At 37.4% G+C, this 16603-nt stretch carries 16 protein-coding genes; 10 read left to right on the top strand and 6 right to left on the bottom strand.

Features of this window, described 5'->3' with window-relative positions:
• The first annotated feature begins 16 nt into the window (after positions 1 to 16).
• From SanaruYs_RS15330 to SanaruYs_RS15295, 8 genes are all read left to right on the top strand, one after another.
• Positions 17 to 589: an AraC family transcriptional regulator gene (locus SanaruYs_RS15330; protein WP_127123461.1), complete on the top strand. Its 573-nt coding sequence runs from the start codon at positions 17 to 19 to the stop codon at positions 587 to 589.
• 110 nt (positions 590 to 699) lie between these two features.
• Entirely contained in the window at positions 700 to 1173 is a 474-nt protein-coding gene (locus SanaruYs_RS15325) for a DUF3347 domain-containing protein (protein ID WP_127123460.1), read from the top strand.
• A gap of 24 nt (positions 1174 to 1197) precedes the next feature.
• Positions 1198 to 3327, top strand: a complete 2130-nt coding sequence (locus tag SanaruYs_RS15320) for a multicopper oxidase domain-containing protein (RefSeq protein ID WP_127123459.1) — start codon at positions 1198 to 1200, stop codon at positions 3325 to 3327.
• A gap of 83 nt (positions 3328 to 3410) precedes the next feature.
• Positions 3411 to 5663, top strand: coding sequence for a heavy metal translocating P-type ATPase (locus SanaruYs_RS15315; protein WP_170177238.1), 2253 nt, complete (start codon positions 3411 to 3413; stop codon positions 5661 to 5663).
• A 195-nt stretch (positions 5664 to 5858) separates the two neighbouring features.
• Positions 5859 to 6065 (top strand): heavy-metal-associated domain-containing protein, encoded by a 207-nt coding sequence (locus SanaruYs_RS15310; RefSeq protein WP_127123458.1) that lies wholly within the window; start codon positions 5859 to 5861, stop codon positions 6063 to 6065.
• Positions 6066 to 6548: 483 nt separating this feature from the next.
• Positions 6549 to 7805 (top strand): GAF domain-containing protein, encoded by a 1257-nt coding sequence (locus SanaruYs_RS15305; protein ID WP_160118688.1) that lies wholly within the window; start codon positions 6549 to 6551, stop codon positions 7803 to 7805.
• Between the two features lie 122 nt (positions 7806 to 7927).
• Complete coding sequence (locus tag SanaruYs_RS15300; RefSeq protein ID WP_127123456.1) at positions 7928 to 8191, top strand: hypothetical protein; 264 nt, start codon at positions 7928 to 7930, stop codon at positions 8189 to 8191.
• Between the two features lie 293 nt (positions 8192 to 8484).
• Positions 8485 to 8805: a hypothetical protein gene (locus SanaruYs_RS15295; RefSeq protein WP_127123455.1), complete on the top strand. Its 321-nt coding sequence runs from the start codon at positions 8485 to 8487 to the stop codon at positions 8803 to 8805.
• 16 nt (positions 8806 to 8821) lie between these two features.
• Here the strand turns inward: SanaruYs_RS15295 and SanaruYs_RS15290 are convergent, their stop codons facing one another.
• Both SanaruYs_RS15290 and SanaruYs_RS15285 read right to left on the bottom strand, forming a co-directional pair.
• A complete protein-coding gene (locus SanaruYs_RS15290) occupies positions 8822 to 9211 on the bottom strand; it encodes a hypothetical protein (protein ID WP_127123454.1) in 390 nt (129 codons plus the stop codon).
• 431 nt (positions 9212 to 9642) lie between these two features.
• Entirely contained in the window at positions 9643 to 10755 is a 1113-nt protein-coding gene (locus SanaruYs_RS15285; RefSeq protein ID WP_127123453.1) for a carboxypeptidase-like regulatory domain-containing protein, read from the bottom strand.
• Between the two features lie 452 nt (positions 10756 to 11207).
• On the opposite strand from SanaruYs_RS15285, the gene SanaruYs_RS15280 reads away from it, so the two are divergent.
• Positions 11208 to 11978, top strand: coding sequence for an ion transporter (locus tag SanaruYs_RS15280; RefSeq protein ID WP_127123452.1), 771 nt, complete (start codon positions 11208 to 11210; stop codon positions 11976 to 11978).
• 148 nt (positions 11979 to 12126) lie between these two features.
• Positions 12127 to 13572, top strand: coding sequence for a M48 family metalloprotease (locus tag SanaruYs_RS15275; RefSeq protein ID WP_246011921.1), 1446 nt, complete (start codon positions 12127 to 12129; stop codon positions 13570 to 13572).
• Positions 13573 to 13612: 40 nt separating this feature from the next.
• Here SanaruYs_RS15275 and SanaruYs_RS15270 read toward each other — a convergent pair whose 3' ends face one another.
• From SanaruYs_RS15270 to SanaruYs_RS15255, 4 genes are all read right to left on the bottom strand, one after another.
• Positions 13613 to 13981 carry a hypothetical protein gene (locus SanaruYs_RS15270; RefSeq protein WP_127123451.1) on the bottom strand — a complete coding sequence of 123 codons (369 nt, stop codon included), beginning with the start codon at positions 13979 to 13981 and terminating at the stop codon, positions 13613 to 13615.
• A 491-nt stretch (positions 13982 to 14472) separates the two neighbouring features.
• Positions 14473 to 15081, bottom strand: coding sequence for an Nmad2 family putative nucleotide modification protein (locus SanaruYs_RS15265; RefSeq protein WP_160118687.1), 609 nt, complete (start codon positions 15079 to 15081; stop codon positions 14473 to 14475).
• Positions 15081 to 15572, bottom strand: a complete 492-nt coding sequence (locus tag SanaruYs_RS15260; RefSeq protein ID WP_127123449.1) for a TIR domain-containing protein — start codon at positions 15570 to 15572, stop codon at positions 15081 to 15083. Before SanaruYs_RS15260 ends, SanaruYs_RS15265 begins: the two co-directional genes overlap by 1 nt.
• A gap of 12 nt (positions 15573 to 15584) precedes the next feature.
• Positions 15585 to 16601, bottom strand: a complete 1017-nt coding sequence (locus SanaruYs_RS15255) for a nucleotide kinase domain-containing protein (RefSeq protein ID WP_127123448.1) — start codon at positions 16599 to 16601, stop codon at positions 15585 to 15587.
• Positions 16602 to 16603 lie beyond the last annotated feature (2 nt).

Below are 16603 nucleotides of genomic sequence, written 5' to 3'. Positions count from 1 at the left end.
ATAGCATTGTACTTCTATGAATCGCCTTTTTATTAAGAATATGGTTTGCCAACGTTGTATTGCTGCTGTGAAGCAGGAGTTCAATAAGCTTGGATTAGAGCCAACCAGTCTTACTCTTGGTGAAGCTGATTTGACTGAGTCCCTAACCGATGAACAACTGGCTCAGTTGGATATGGGGCTTAATGCTTTAGGTTTTGAAAGAATAGACGATAGGAAAGCGCGTATTATTGAAGCGGTAAAAAATAAAATCATTCAACTAATCCACCACAGCAAAGAAATTGATCGGAAATATAATTGGTCAACTATACTTGCTGAACATGCGCATTACGAATACAACTACCTGAGTAATCTTTTTTCCTCAGTAGAGGGGATAACGCTTGAGCAATATATTATCCGGCAAAAAATTGAAAAAGCTAAAGAACTACTGTTTTATGATGAGCTAAACCTGAGTGAAATAGCCAGTCAGCTTGGGTATAGTAGCGTGGCACATCTATCTTCTCAATTCAAAAAGGTTACAGGCATGACTCCCTCTGCATTAAAGAAAAACAGGCAACCTAAAGACATCAGAAAGCCACTTGACGATTTATAAAGTTATTAATTGAGTTTTATAAAGGAATTATGTAATTTATGTAATCAATTATAAAAAACGCTGTAAGCCTCCAGGCGTTAAATACTATACGTTCACTTAATCATCGTGCTATGAAAATTCGTATTATCATTTTAACGCTTTTGCTTTCTGCTCAACTTCAGGCGCAAAACAACGACCTATCATTATTAACAGCATACCTCGACTTAAAGGATGCGCTCATATCCAATAAATCAGCTGATGCTAGCGAGGCTGCAGTAGCTCTAACAAATGCCATCTCTAAAGTTAAAGCGACAAATAATAATGATGCAGTTTCTGCTGCCTGGAAACAACACAAAGACAATCTGTTAAAGCAGGCTGATATTATCACCAAAGCAAAGGACATAGAAAAACAACGCACTGCCTTTGCTGAATTATCCCTTGCCTACTGGCCTATAGTTAAGCTGAGCACAACAGGCGAAACACTGTATTACGACTATTGCCCCATGAAGAAAAGCTATTGGATCAGTGCTGAAGAAAGTATTAAAAATCCTTATTACGGAGCTAAAATGTTGACCTGCGGAAAAGTAGCCGAAAAAATTAACTAGTCTTACTTATACTTAATTTCAATTATGCGTACGCTCATCAGCAGTATACTTGTATTGCTTTGCTCTTTAACTTCGCAAGCCCAAAAACTTGTTCGTTACAATTTAGTCATTAGCGACACCACAGTTAATTATACTGGTAAAGAAAAAAAAGCAATTGCTATTAACGGTCAACTACCAGCGCCAACTCTTCACTTTACAGAGGGTGATACCGCTGAAATCCATGTTTACAATAAGCTTCATCACGAAACCTCCATCCATTGGCACGGCTTAATCTTACCCAATGAGCAAGACGGTGTTCCTTACTTAACTACTGCTCCGATATTACCTCACGGTCACCACGTTTTTCGTTTTCCAATTGTACAAAACGGAACATATTGGTATCATTCTCATACCATGTTACAAGAGCAGATCGGTATGTATGGCGCTTTTATCATCCACAAAAGAGAAGAAAGTCTGGTGCCAGAATACACCATGTTACTAAGTGACTGGAGTGATGAAAACCCACACCAGATTGAGCGCTCACTTCATTACGCCACCGATTGGTATGCTATTAAAAAGGGAGCCGCACAAAGTTATGCAGAAGCATTAAAGGCTAAACAACTTGGCACAAAGTTCGAAAATGAATTCAAGCGCATGGCCGCCATGGATGTAAGCGATGTGTACTACGAAAGGTTACTAACCAACGGCAAACCTGAACAACAATACAATGCGCTACAACCAGGAGATAGCATTAGGGTAAGAATTATTAATGGTAGTGCTTCGACATACTTCTGGTTGAATTACGCGGGTGGAAAAATCAGTGTGGTTGCGAGCGATGGAATGGATGTTGTACCAGTAGCTGTTGATCGCCTGATTGTAGGTGTATCCGAGAGTTATGATGTGATTATAAAAATACCCGATACCGGCAGTTATGAATTACGCGCCACCTCAGAAGACAGAACCAACCATACCACTCTCTGGCTAGGTCAAGGTGACAAACAATTTATTAAAGATATGCCACGTCTCAACTATTTTGAAGGCATGACGATGATGAATGATATGATGACGGTTGGTGGGCAAATGCATGATATGGGTATGGACATGAGTCTGCAGCAAATGGACATGAATGCTGTTATGTATCGTGAGTTAACCGAACAAGAACAAAGTCCGGTAACGCTTAACTATGCCATGCTCAAATCACCAGTCACTACAACCTTACCTGATGCACCAACACGCACACTAAACTTTACGCTAACCGGAAACATGAATCGGTACATTTGGACAATGGACAACCGTACCATTTCAGAGAGTGATAAAATTCTGATTAAGCAAGGAGAAAATATTCGGATTATACTCACCAATAATTCTATGATGCGTCATCCTATGCATTTACACGGCCATTTCTTCCGCATTGTTAACGGACAAGGAGAATATGCTCCATTAAAAAATGTGCTTGACATCATGCCCATGGAAACCGACACGATTGAGTTTCATGCTTCAGAGCAATATGGCGACTGGTTTTTTCATTGCCACATCCTCTATCACATGATGAGCGGTATGGGTAGAATTTTTAGTTATGAAAACTCCCCACCTAATACACAGTTACCCAATCCGAAACGGGCTTTGCGTAAGGTATATCATGATGACAGACGCTTTTACCTGGGCGCTCACATTGGGCTTGAGAGCAATGGTAGCGATGGAGAAGCAATGTTATCCAATACACGTTGGATGCTTCAAACCGAATGGCGCCTTGGGTTAAATTCAAAAAGCGGGTATGAAGCAGAACTACATGCGGGCAGATTTATTGGCCGCAATCAATTTCTGTTCCTGTACACTGGTTGGGATCAGCGCTACCGAGATACTGTTGAAAATGAAGAAAGCATTTTTGGACAGACGAATACAAAAAATAAAAGAGGTGTTGCCTGCTTTGGTTTTCAATACATTATGCCTTGGTTTATTGTTGCAGATTGGCGCTTGGATCACACCGGTATAGTGCGCTTGCAAATAAGCCGCGATGATATTCCTGTAACACAACGGATAAGATTATGGGCAAATGTAAATAGCGATTTGGAATACAGTGTTGGCGCCAGGTATATTCTTACTAAGTATGTTTCTATTTCAACGCATTACGACAGTGATATGAAACTGGGTGGTGGCCTGCGAATAAGCTACTAAGCCAAAATTTCGTAAATCCTTCCCTAAATTGTGTAAAACAATACAACCGTAAGCAGAGTATACTTGCATATAATTTAAGGGTTATGTCAGAAAAAGTTTTAGCACCGAAAATAGATAAAGAAAAATTAATCAAAAAGAGTTTCCCTGTGCTGGAAATGACTTGTGCTGCCTGTGCCGTAAGTGTTGAATCCATGCTGAAAGCAACAAACGGTGTTGTAGATGCAACAGTGAATTATGCCAATCAAAGTGCCTTTGTTGAATATGATAACAGTACCGCTACGGTAAGCGATTTACAAAAAGCCGTAAGATCTATCGGATACGATTTAGTTATTGATACTGAAGATCCGCAAGCAATAAAAGAAGAAGCACAACTGAAGCAATATGAAACTGTAAAGAACAGAACCATCTGGTCATCTGTTTTAGCTTTACCGGTAGTGGTTATTGGTATGTTCTTTATGGACATGCCTTATGGAAACTATATTTCTATGGTTTTAACCGCTCCCGTTGTTTTCTACTTTGGCCGTAACTTTTTTATACACGCCTGGAAACAAGCGCGTCATGGAAAAGCCAATATGGATACGTTGGTAGCCCTTTCTACAGGTATTGCTTTTGTATTTAGTGTTTTCAATACATTTTTTCCTGAGTTTTGGCATAACCGTGGGTTACATGCCCATGTTTATTATGAAGCGGCCGCAGTAGTTATTGCCTTTATTTCATTAGGTAAATTACTGGAAGAGAAAGCTAAGTCAAATACTTCGTCAGCGCTAAAAAAACTAATGGGGCTACAACCCAAAACGGTGCGTGTATTAGTAGATGGCCAAGAGCTTGAATGGCCTATTGCCACCGTAAAAGCCGGCAACATTATTATTGTAAGACCTGGCGAAAAAATACCCGTAGACGGACAGGTAGTAAACGGAAATTCCTTTGTTGATGAAAGTATGATTTCGGGGGAACCCATTGCTGTTGAAAAGAAAAACGGAGATAAAGTATTTGCCGGTACGATCAATCAAAAAGGCAGCTTCCAATTTGAAGCACAAAAAGTTGGTGCGGATACTATACTGGCGCAAATCATAAAAATGGTACAAGACGCACAGGGAAGTAAAGCACCTGTGCAAAAACTGGTGGATAAAATTGCAGGCATCTTTGTACCAATCGTTATTGGAATCTCTATAATGACATTTATTATCTGGATGATCTTTGGCGGAGACAATGCTTTCACGCATGCCTTATTAACTTCAATTACAGTGTTGGTTATTGCATGTCCGTGTGCACTAGGATTAGCCACACCAACAGCTATTATGGTTGGTGTAGGTAAAGGCGCAGAAAACAATATATTAATTAAAGATGCCGAAAGTCTTGAGCTGGCACATACAGTTAATGCTATCATACTAGATAAAACCGGCACCATTACCGAAGGCAAACCAGTAGTAACCGATATGTTTTGGGTTGATGGCAATAAAGATTTTGATCAATATAAAGATTTACTCTATAGCATAGAAGTACAATCAGAACATCCATTAGCACAAGCCATTGTTGATCGGCTCAAAGAAAATAAAGCGCAATCCATTACACTCACTGCCTTTGAAAGCATTACCGGAAAGGGAGTGGAAGCACAGCATAATGGTATTCGTTATTTTCTAGGCAATGAAAAACTGATGGCTAATAAAGGTGTATCCATTCACACTTCAGTTCAAACACAAGTAGCCGAATGGCAAGCAGCTGCCAAAACAGTAGTATACTTTGCTGATCAGCATCAGGTACTTGCAATCATTGCCATAGCCGACAAAATAAAAGAGAGTTCAAAAGTGGCTATCACAACGCTGCAAAAGAAAGGCATAGAAGTATACATGCTCACTGGCGATAATCAGCAGACTGCAAAAGCCGTTGCTCAGCAAGTAGGCCTAAAGCATTATAAAGCTGAAGTATTGCCAGCCGAAAAAGCTGAGTTTGTAAAACAGTTACAAGCACAAGGTAAAATTGTTGCCATGGTTGGCGATGGTATTAATGATTCGCAAGCCTTGGCACAAGCTGATGTTAGCATTGCTATGGGTAAAGGATCGGACATTGCTATGGACGTGGCTAAAATGACCCTCATCACTTCTGACTTAAATGTGATTCCAAAAGCATTAAATCTTTCTACCAAAACAGTGAAGGCTATACGCCAAAATTTATTCTGGGCATTCATTTATAATATTATTGGAATACCGTTAGCTGCTGGTTTGTTATATCCTGTTAATGGCTTTCTTTTAGATCCAATGATTGCCGGTGCAGCTATGGCACTAAGTTCGGTAAGTGTGGTGAGTAACAGCTTAAGATTAAAGTTTGCTAAAATTTAAAATCAATATGTATATCTGTTTAAAACCCTAAAGGTTGTGTAATAGTGAACTCGAAGAAATCATGAGAAGAATTTGTGAAAAAATTAGATCGCTTCTCCCGATTCCATCGGGATCGCAATTACGCGAATTATTATTTTAGGGCTCTTTGGGGATACTCATAGAAATTAAAGTAAGAATCAATCAATAAATAAAACTATGGAAAACAAAACTTTTAAAACAAACATAAAGTGCGAGGGCTGCCTCGCCAAAGTAACACCGCATTTAAACGAAAGTGTAGGAGAAGGCAAGTGGCAAGTAGACCTGAACAACCCTGCCAAGACTTTAAGTATTTTAACAGATAGTTCGGCAACCACGGTAAAAGCAGCAGTAGAAAAGGCCGGCTTTAAAGCTGAGGAAATCTAAAGATTAACGCCACATTCCCGGCATCAATATTAAAATCAATTACATTTTATAAAAGGTCTTTGTGCTGTGTTACATCGGTGCAAAGACTTTTTTGTTTACTATAAAAATAAGTCAGTAAATACCTGCATCAACTATCAATCGATCAGTAATACTATGCTGATCAATTTTGCGTCTTACTTCTAGTCAAGGAATATCAATTTGATTTCAATCTATATTGTCAAAAGTTCAATTTTACCATCACTATGGTTAATTCAATAGCTTAATAGCCAAAATTCACAGTCTTCATTTTCAAAAATTCTTGCACCTACACGGAGACTGATTGAAATAAAAAATACTATTATGAATTTATTGAGCATTGGCATTAAGGATTCGCAGCCCAAATGGCTTCAACAGCGCATCAAGGCTACTAACTCAGTATTTAGTATACTCTCTGTTATACTACTATTGTTGTTAATCAGTTCGTTGTTTTTTGCAACGCAAATAATGACGCTCGCTATCAGCATCTCGCTCGTAATTGTAGCCCTTACCATTTGGATGCACAGTCTTGGGTTTCACTACCTGACACGTTTATTAGTTTCCGTGTTGCCTGTACTTGTTTCCAGCTGCATTCAGGGTGCTTACCAAATGAATAACCAATTACCTAATGCATCAGCATGGGTTTTTATTGTTGGCTTTCAGGTCTTACCATTTTTGCTTTTTGATCCCTCTGAAAAGAAATTTCGTTTAGTCTCTATCTGCTTGAATATAGCTATAGCTTTTTGTTATGAGCAATTTAATCAGTGGATCGAACTGGCGCAAATTCCCTTCACTCCACCAATCCAGGTATTTATTACCATTGCTATTGGACTACTGTTAGTTATAGGTTTGCTCAGTGCAATGGATAATATTTTTGTAAAAACAAATAAAGAAAATATCGATTTAATCAAAAGAGTAGAACAGGAAAAAGAAGAACAAAACCGATCTCAAGAAAAACTAAATCACACGCTAGAAGAATTAAACAAATCTAAGATTGAAGAAGAAAAGAGGATATGGGCCGCTAAGGGCGTTGCCGATATTGTCAAAATAATGCAAGAAAGTGATGATTTAAATGCTATTGCTGATAAAGCGCTAATCTATTTAGTAAAGACCTTGAAAGCGAACCAAGCTGGCCTGTTTTTAATAGAAGGGAATGAAGAAAATCAACTGCTAGAAATGAAGGCATGCTATGCTTTCCAACGTAAAAAATATTTAAAAAAGCAAGTCGCTATCGGAGAGGGTTTATTAGGACAGTGTTACCTAGAAAAAGAACATATCTATCTAATAGATGTGCCCGAAGATTACATTTTAATTGGCAGTGGATTAGGTGATAGTAAGCCACGGTGTATTCTACTTATACCGTTACTTGCCAATGATGTTGTATATGGCGTAATGGAGATTGCTTCATTCAAAGAATTTAAAAATCATGAAGTGACTTTTCTGCTGGAAGTAGGGGAAAACATTGCCATGACTGTTAGATCTATCAAGACAAATGAACAAACACAAACACTACTTTATGAAACGCAAGCAATGGCAGAACAAATGAAAAGTCAGGAGGAAGAAATGCGTCAAAGTATGGAGGAGATAGCAGCAACTCAAGAAGAATTAACCAGGACAGAGGAGGAATTAAAAGAAGAAATAAAAGTCAAAAATGAACAAATCTTGTTTCTTGAGCAAAAACTCAAAAAACTATCACCTACTACACTGGAGATGGCTATTCATTAGAAGTTCAAAAATATTATAAAAAGTTCAAATTGATCCAAGCCTAAAATTAATTAACAATGAGCCTTAGGAAATAATTAAAGTTACCCATTAAGCATAGCTTACTTCGTCTATAAAAATCAGCTATGCTTATTGTATCAGTGAAAAAGCTAGTTATTTTGTGCCTGCTTTTTTTTCTTATAGAGCATTGCGCACTTAGCCAGCCTGGCAATGGAAATGGAAACGGCAGACCCTGTGCACAACCACCGTGTGGCGGACCCAACCAGAATGTGCCCATTGACGAGAAAGCACTTTTCTTTATTGCGGTAGCATTTGGCTTGTACCAAATAATCAGACAAACAAAAAAGAAAAAGACACATTGTCACCGCATATCAGTTAAGCAAAAATAAAGGATAAAGTGATAGCGCCTTTGCTCTAAAATTGCAAAGAACTTCCCCAATCTTACAAAAAAAGAAAAATTTAAATCATTATTTTGCTGCTTCTACTACTATCACTAGGATTTTTCTCCCCCCCTTTTGATTTCTCCTTGCTATCTGTTTCCGCTCTTTGGTGGACATCCCATAAAGTGGTGCAATCTTTTAAAAGGTGACCCTAAGCTGGTCTCATAACTATTTATCTCTGGCATCATTACGAGTTTTTGTATATTCGTAATTATTGTCTATCTGAAAAAATACAAATCGCTATGATAGTGGAGCACAATCACTTTACTTCAAATCTTTCAGTTTCATCAAAAATAATCTACATAAAGAGATTGGAACGACTTTCGCCTTCACTTGAGGCAATCCTTACTTCTGAATTATCAATCGGAAATAAAATTAATGAAGTCAGATCTGATATTGAGGATGAAAGTAACATAATTGTACTACTTCAAAAGCAGTATCATCAAGATTACGAAAACGATCAGCTTACTAAATTAATAACAACTGATGCGCACGATCATGGCATCTATTATATAACGAAAAAGAATCCTAAACAAACACTTATCGCACCTTACTTCAAATAGAATTAAGATACCTCGTCTACTTCAACGGGCTATAAGAACCATTTTCGCTATACAATAATTTCCCATTTTCATCATATTGTCCAAAATGATATTCTGTAGTCATAATATTTAACCATTCCTCAGTGTACAAACCTCCGCTTTTGTAATAACAAAGGGTATGTTTAGTTGTATCTGTGAAATCCATTTGACACCTGTCTGAAATATCATCTTGAAATTTTAGCCAAATGATTTTAGCTACTTTATCATTTTTATATGTGTAGTGGTACGAATTTACAACTTTACCTTGCTTAACATGTTCAATTTTTTCAAACCAAGTATCTCTAATTTGGTAACCTATAAAATATTCTGATAAATTTATTACCTGCTTTTTAGAAAGTTCATTCGAAAGAGTTTGAGGATTAGCCATATCTGATAAAGATTGATAAAATCTCAACTTTAAAGATCTCTGACCGAGGCACTCAGTTCCCATAAAAATACAGGTTAAAAGACATATATGTTTCAGAATCACTTTCACATTTTGAAAATAATGAAGTTCTACATTATAGAATCTAATATAGTCAAATTCAATTGGTTGTCAATGAATTCCCATTTGCTTTAGTAACTCATTAAACTTAAGTCATCTTATGCGCAGATGTGACAACACTCTTACTTTTTCTAATTATTCTATTCCATACTAAGCAGGTTCAACAACTTTTGCAGTCCTTTTCCATGCTTTTATTGAACGATTTTTTAAATAGCGAAGCAAGAAATTCCTCCATACTCTCATGTATTTCTACTATCAGGAGTCCATTCTTTTCTGTTACGTTCAAAGTATGGATAGCATACATACCAAACGTTTTACCGGTCCATCCAAAATGATTCATCTTCCGGCAAAGACGCCAGATTGTTGAATTCATTAGTTTTATAATCAAGCTTATTAATTTGATCTAGTTCAATAAATAAAAGCCTGACGAGATTAGTTATGTTAGCCATAACACCCGATCCAGTTTGAGTCCTTAATCCGCGAACAAGATAGGGAAAGTATTCATTACCAAATTTTCTATAAATAATAGTATAACTAAATTCATTTGTCTCAATCTCATGTTTTACGATTGCTAAAGTATTTGTGGTAATGTATACTGTGCCCTTATAAAATTTCCTAGGAACCCTGTAACCAGTAATCTTGAAACTAGGCTTTGGAGCATTATATAAAATTTTATAAACAGTATCTGCATCAAATACTGTGATACCTTTGTATTCAAAATCAAACTTATCAAGATTCTTTTTATTAAAAATTCCGGTAGCAGCGGGGTCAGCAATTAAATCAGCTCTGTGCAACTCTAAGGTAGGCCAAAACGGATATTCCGAAACCGCTAAAGGATTATCCCCTTCAGACTTTTTACTTATAATTTCAAATCGCTTTTTTGCTACAGAGGAGTAGCCATCGTAATAACCATTAATAATAGACTCAATTTTATAGTGCTGATTAAGTACGGTGCTCTTACAATTCATTACTGAATAAAATATTAGGTTAAAGCCATTTTGCCTATAATTAACATTAATACTGTCTAGCGACATCTGGATAACATCAAGAGGATTTACGGGCTTTGCATTAACCTCTATTGCATTTAGCAAAATAGCACTTGGCATTAAGGTTAACACGATATTATTTAGTGAACTTAAGCTATCGATGGAAAACCTGGCCGTATTATACCCAATAGAAGAAATTGCAAGACTTCCCCCTTTATAATCACTCTTGATTTTAAGATGAAAGATACCTGCCTCATCAGTTGCTGTTCCATAAGACGTATTACTAATACCTATACTTGCATAAGGTATTGGATCTTTTGTTGTTTTATCAATTAATTTCCCATTAATAGAAATATCCTGAGCTATTGTAGGAATGATCGTTAGAAAATAAATAGCAATTACAGCCAATCTAAGCTCGCCTTTACAAATCGTTTTTTCCATACCATAAATATCATAAAATGATGACCCTTCTCCAAAAAAAGTATCCTTTGCTTATTGAAGATAAGTCACTATTGCTTACTCCAAAATAGCTTTGTATGTACTTCTCAAGTTCTGTCATTGTTTAAAGTATAAAAAGGCGCATTACTTAACTACTATTAATTTAGAAATTTTAAATCAATGTCGTGTAGTTAAGCTTCCAAATTTGTCCTCTCCTTTTGAGAGGATTAGAGGTGAGGCAAAATAAAGGCTTAGCTAGACGACATTGAATTTTAAACAATGAAGTCGCCATGCTCTTAAAAAAAGTTGCTGTTAAGGTGATTGGCTTCAATTTAGTGCATTACAATTGCTATAGCATGGGCAGTTAGGTTACCAGTAGCTTTTCATTTGGTTAACTACCTGGTAAATCAAATGCCACTTAAGGCCATTTATTAATGTTGTAAAAAACAATCCTGATGGAAAAACAAATCATAAGTGAAAGAAGAAAGCTGCTTACTTCAATACAAGAATTGTTAGAAGGCCCAATGATTTTTCTAGGCTTTGTCTGGCTTCTTTTACTTATCTCTGAATTAATATGGGGCATTTCCAAAGGATTAGAATATACGGGTATTGTTATCTGGGTCATTTTCATATTCGATTTTCTTATCAAATTAATTCTCGCACCAACCAAACTTATTTTTTTAAAAAAGAACTGGCTTACCATTATCTCACTCATTATTCCTGCATTGCGTGTTTTCCGCATTTTCCGATTCATACGTTTACTCAGAAGTTTAAGAGGCATTCGCCTTGTCAGGGTTGTTTCATCGGTTAACCGCAGCATGAAAAGCCTTGCGGCTACTATGAGGCGAAGAGCTTTTGGCTATGTATTCTTATTGGCGTTGGTAGTCACATTTGCAGGAGCTGCAGGTATGTTTGCTATTGAAAAACCTTCTCCTGGTTTCGAAAGTTATGGTAAGGCATTGTGGTGGACCGCCATGCGCGTAATTACCGCTGGCAGCGAACATCATCCTGCTACTTCAGAAGGAAGAGCGCTTGCTTTTATTATCGCTTTATTTGGTTATGCCATTTTTGGATATGTAACCGCCATGTTGGCTACATTTTTTATCGGTATCGATGCTGACGAAAAAGACACAACACTGGCTTCGGCAAAAAACGTTTCTGAATTAAAACAGGAAATTACTGCGCTTACAAAAGTGATAATAGAGATGAAATCGAAATTGAAATAATGCCTGCCTGAAACTGATATTTTTTACAAAGTAGTTGTTGACCTTCTCTTACTGCTGATTTCCAATAACTAGAAGTAAATGCTATACTTCATTCTTGCGTGGCATGGCCTGACATTTGCCTAATGTTCTCGCCTGCAAACTATAACATATGAAAGCATCAATAACTATGTGGCAAGTTGCCATTACATTCTCGCTCATTCTTATTTCAAGTTGCGCCATAAATCCTGTAACCGGAAAAAGGCAATTTGTAATGATGTCGGAAGGACAAGAGATTGCCATGGGTAAAGAATCTGATCCACAGGTGATGGCCTTCTTTGGCGCTTATGAAAATCCTCAGCTGCAAAAATTTATCAATGACAAAGGACAGGAGATGGTAAAGGTTTCGCACCGCTCTAAAATTGCCTACCAATTTAAAATAGTGGATTCACCTGTAATAAATGCCTTTGCTACCCCTGGTGGTTACGTTTATTTTACCCGAGGCATAATGGCTCACTTCAACAACGAAGCAGAATTTGCAGGTGTATTAGGGCATGAAATCGGGCACATCACTGCACGCCACTCGGTAATACAACAACGCAATGCGATGCTGGGACAACTCGGACTTATTGCAGGCATAATACTCGTGCCCGAACTTTCTCAATTTGTTGAGCCGCTTTCGGCTGGTATGCAGCTTGCGCTGATGAGTTTTGGAAGAGATGCCGAACGACAATCTGATAAACTGGGTGTGGAATATTCTTCCCGGATTGGGTATGATGCTTCCGAAATGGCTGAGTTTTTTAAGACCTTAGAACGACAAGAAAAGGCAGCGGGTGGTGAAAAGGTTCCTGAATTTCTCTCAACACACCCTTCGCCTGAAGAACGTAATGTTACGGTAGACAAGTTAGCCGCAACATGGAAAAACAAACTAAAATTGAACAATCCTAAAGTCAATAGAGAAAACTACTTAAAGCTTATTGACGGACTAATTGTAGGGGAAGATCCTAAACAAGGATTTGTTGAAAACAATACCTTCTATCATCCAGACTTGAAATTCTCTTTCTCGATTCCCAATGGATGGAAACTACAAAATACACCACAGCAAGTGCAAATGGCTCCAGATAATGGAGAGGCACTAATGATGATGATGATTGTAGGAAAAGGTACGCTGGAAGAAACGGCTAACCAGTTGTTAGCACAATATAAGCTCACCTTGGTTGAGTCGAAAAAAGAAAACAACAATGGGTTAAATTCTATTTTGATGGTAGCTGATCAGAAACAGGAAGCCGGTACAATCCGTGTGCTCTCCTCACTCATTCAATATGAAGGAAATGTTTATAGCCTGATGGGCATCACTGAGCTATCAAAATTTAATAGCTATCAATCCACTTTTCTTTCTACTATGAAAAACTTTAAATCGCTTAGTGATTTGGAAAAATTAAACAGAAAGCCTGAAGTGATTCGAATAAAAACAGTGCCTCAGCAGATGAGCGCGCAAGCAGCCTTTCAGCACTTTAAAATGCCAGCCAATCGCTTTGAAGAATTAGCAGTGCTAAACGGAATGCTATTGAATGAGAATGTTGCTAAGGGCAGCTTAATTAAGGTAGTTGAAAAATAGAGAATGTTCTATTCTTAAACGCAATCACAAATAAGCGACATTACATGTTTTCATTTCTAGTTTGGTTTGAATCCTGCTGTGAATTACGAATCAGGTCACTATCGAGTAAACCATTATCATTTTCTGTGGCTTGATTACTCCACTGCTTCGCTAACAATTTATAGACTCCCCAACAGGCCGCTATACCAAATGGAATAGCGAGTAATGATAAGGCCAATTCCGGCAATTCCATAAAAAAATTAGTTACGCCCGCTTCAGCCAGCACACCGAAAAAAATACCGGAAGTAAATGTTCCAAAATAGTATATGAAAACACCCAGAATGGCAAATCCCCATTTGCTCCTGCCAAATTTTTCCGCCAGTTCGTAATAGTTTTTTCCGATAAAGTAGATTAAAAATAATCCTAACATAAGTTTAGCATTTAAGGGGTTGAAGTGATTGTTAAATAATTTCTTCCCATCCCCCATCTTGAGGGTCAAGTTTTCTGAAGTCTCTATATGACTAATTTAAATTACTGCTAACGTTTGAGTTTATGCAGTGTGGGGAATAAGAGGGCTTAAAAATGTAGCGCAGCGAAATGTTAAGCCCGACCTGCTCCGAACTGTCCAACGTTACTGAACGAAATTAAGAAATTACTTTTAATAGCTACACTGAACCCCCACATTGCATAAACTTTTTGTTGCCAGCCGTAGGGTCTTCTCCGCACTTCATTCGAAGCCTTGTCTTTCTTCACCCGTTAATGTTACACCTCTCTTTATAATTCAGTAGTGCGGTAGGGCATTTTTCATTCACTATTCTGTTCACTTGCACTGCACTGAGCACACTTATTGGCTGGCTTTGGATGCGGGTGGAATGTGCGGCAAGGCAATGTGTGTGCGGTTTGCATGCTGACATTTACTCGTTAAAATAAACTAAGTTGGTTGTATTCTAGCCAGTTTATCGGGTCACCGTGAATACCTAAAGCGTATTTGCTTTCCATTTCCCTAATAAATTCTGCTGCTAACACATTGTCTTCTATCGCATAATAATCTCGCAACTTACTACACAACGGTTTGTAAATATCCTCAACCTCTATATGTTTATCTCCGAAATAAATAAAATGATTTGATATTAATACGTACTCTCCTTTGGTGTCTTGTTTAAGGTTAGCTTCATTCAATTTACCATCATGGAGACTGTGGTGGGAATCCAACTGACACCAATCACCATTTTCCTTATAGTAAATGTTGTCGCCATGAATTTGAACTAGGCTGCCGTTTATAACTGGTTTCTTTCTTGCGAATCGTTTGTCGTTCCAATATTCCTCAAAGCTTATTTTGCTCGAAACTTTCATAAGAAAAATCAATCTATTTAGGAGACCATTCTGTTTTGCCCCTGTCCCTATAATCCAATCATCTATTTCAGCCTTTTTTCTGATATGAGGCTTGCAACAGGCTAAAGTGCAATAGCCAAAAAAAGGATTAGGGGCAAAACCGTAGTCCCTGGTTATTTTGTATGAATAATAACTCATTATTGGCAACTAATTCTGGCAACATTATATGTAGGTATTTTAGGTTCACCATTTGAATTGCACCATCCAACGTCTTCCCCCTCAAGCCCGGAAATAATTTTCTCGGAATTCCAACCAACTAAGCCATGTCCATACTTTTCAAGACTTTCAGGTATATCAGAATCTTTTGAACCCTGCATAAAAACTCCAATTATTCTTTTCTCCTGCCTGTGCGCTTCTTCAATTTCCCAATTCACCCAGTCTCTGGAATGAGTCTCAGAACCTATCAAAACAACAACGGTTCCCGCCCAAGACATTTTCATCTTTAAAAGTCGTCTAATTGTATCATCACTTACTGTTTTCTGATTTAACCTTTCCGTGTTTTTTGGTTTAGCCCGGATAGAACTGTTTCTGATAACATAATCTTTACCCGCTAAAAGATTCGTAAAATCTGTTACTGCTTTGTCATCTTTATGATGATGGCTGATGAAAACATTTTTTGATGTACTCATATTTCTATCTGGTTAAATGATTAAACCCCACTTCGGGGGAAAACAAAATTCAATTGAGTCTTGATTCTGAACGGTAAATTTTTGCTTTATTCTCGTTCGGTGTGAGTAGCCCTTTACTTCTGGATGGGCAATTCTTGAATACTTGTCCACTTCACAAAAAACATTCTGACAGTCTATCAATTGTAAGTTTCTTCCCCACAGATTATTAAAGTCAAGGCCCAATCTTTCAAACTCATACTCTTGATTATCTGCCATCAATCGAATAATATCTTCAAATGAATAGTCACCAAAATCTTTAAAGCATTTCGCAATTCCATCTTTCGCTCCGGGGCCTGCTTTTACAAAATCCATTTCGCTGAAATTGGTAAGTGTACTGTAATTAATATCAGTAGCATATTGATAAGCCAGAAAATCTCCTATTGTGGGATAAGAATGAAGAAGATTATATGCCTCACTCATACTTTTAGACTGTTGAAGCCTGTAAGGAACTCTTTCCTTCATCATCAACTCTAATAGTTTCAAATGATTTTGATGTTTCCTTTTATAACCAAAGTTTGACCTTCCTGACGCCATGATGTAAGCGGCAGAGTAAATTGGAATTTTACTGTCCAGTAATTCCAAAAGAAGATTATCATATCGCTTGAAAGTATAGTCTTTATAGCTGATTCTACCTAGTTCAGACTGCAAAAATTCCCAAGTGGAAATGCGATTAAAAAGTTTAAAAAGCATCAGACGGAAAAATACTTCTTCAGGTTTCTGGCTGCCCTTGTAAATCACATGCTTAATCAAGTATTGACTAACTCTATCGGCAGCTCTATAAACATTTGTAAATTTGTGTTGATTCAGGATTTTGTCTCTCGTCCATGGGTAGCTTTCGCCATTGAACCGTTTAAAAAAAATGTGCTGCCTCTCAGTTGCAAACTTCCAGTATGTATTGTAAACAACACTTGCTTTAGGCTTTATCCTTTTCGTTATAATCAAAACTTGCTCGTTTTTATTGTTATATGTTTTCACTAACTCTGTCTGCATAA

The organism is Chryseotalea sanaruensis, assembly GCF_003990915.1.
GTDB classification, from domain to species: Bacteria; Bacteroidota; Bacteroidia; order Cytophagales; family Cyclobacteriaceae; genus Chryseotalea; species Chryseotalea sanaruensis.
This window is presented reverse-complemented; position numbering and strand designations above follow the sequence as displayed.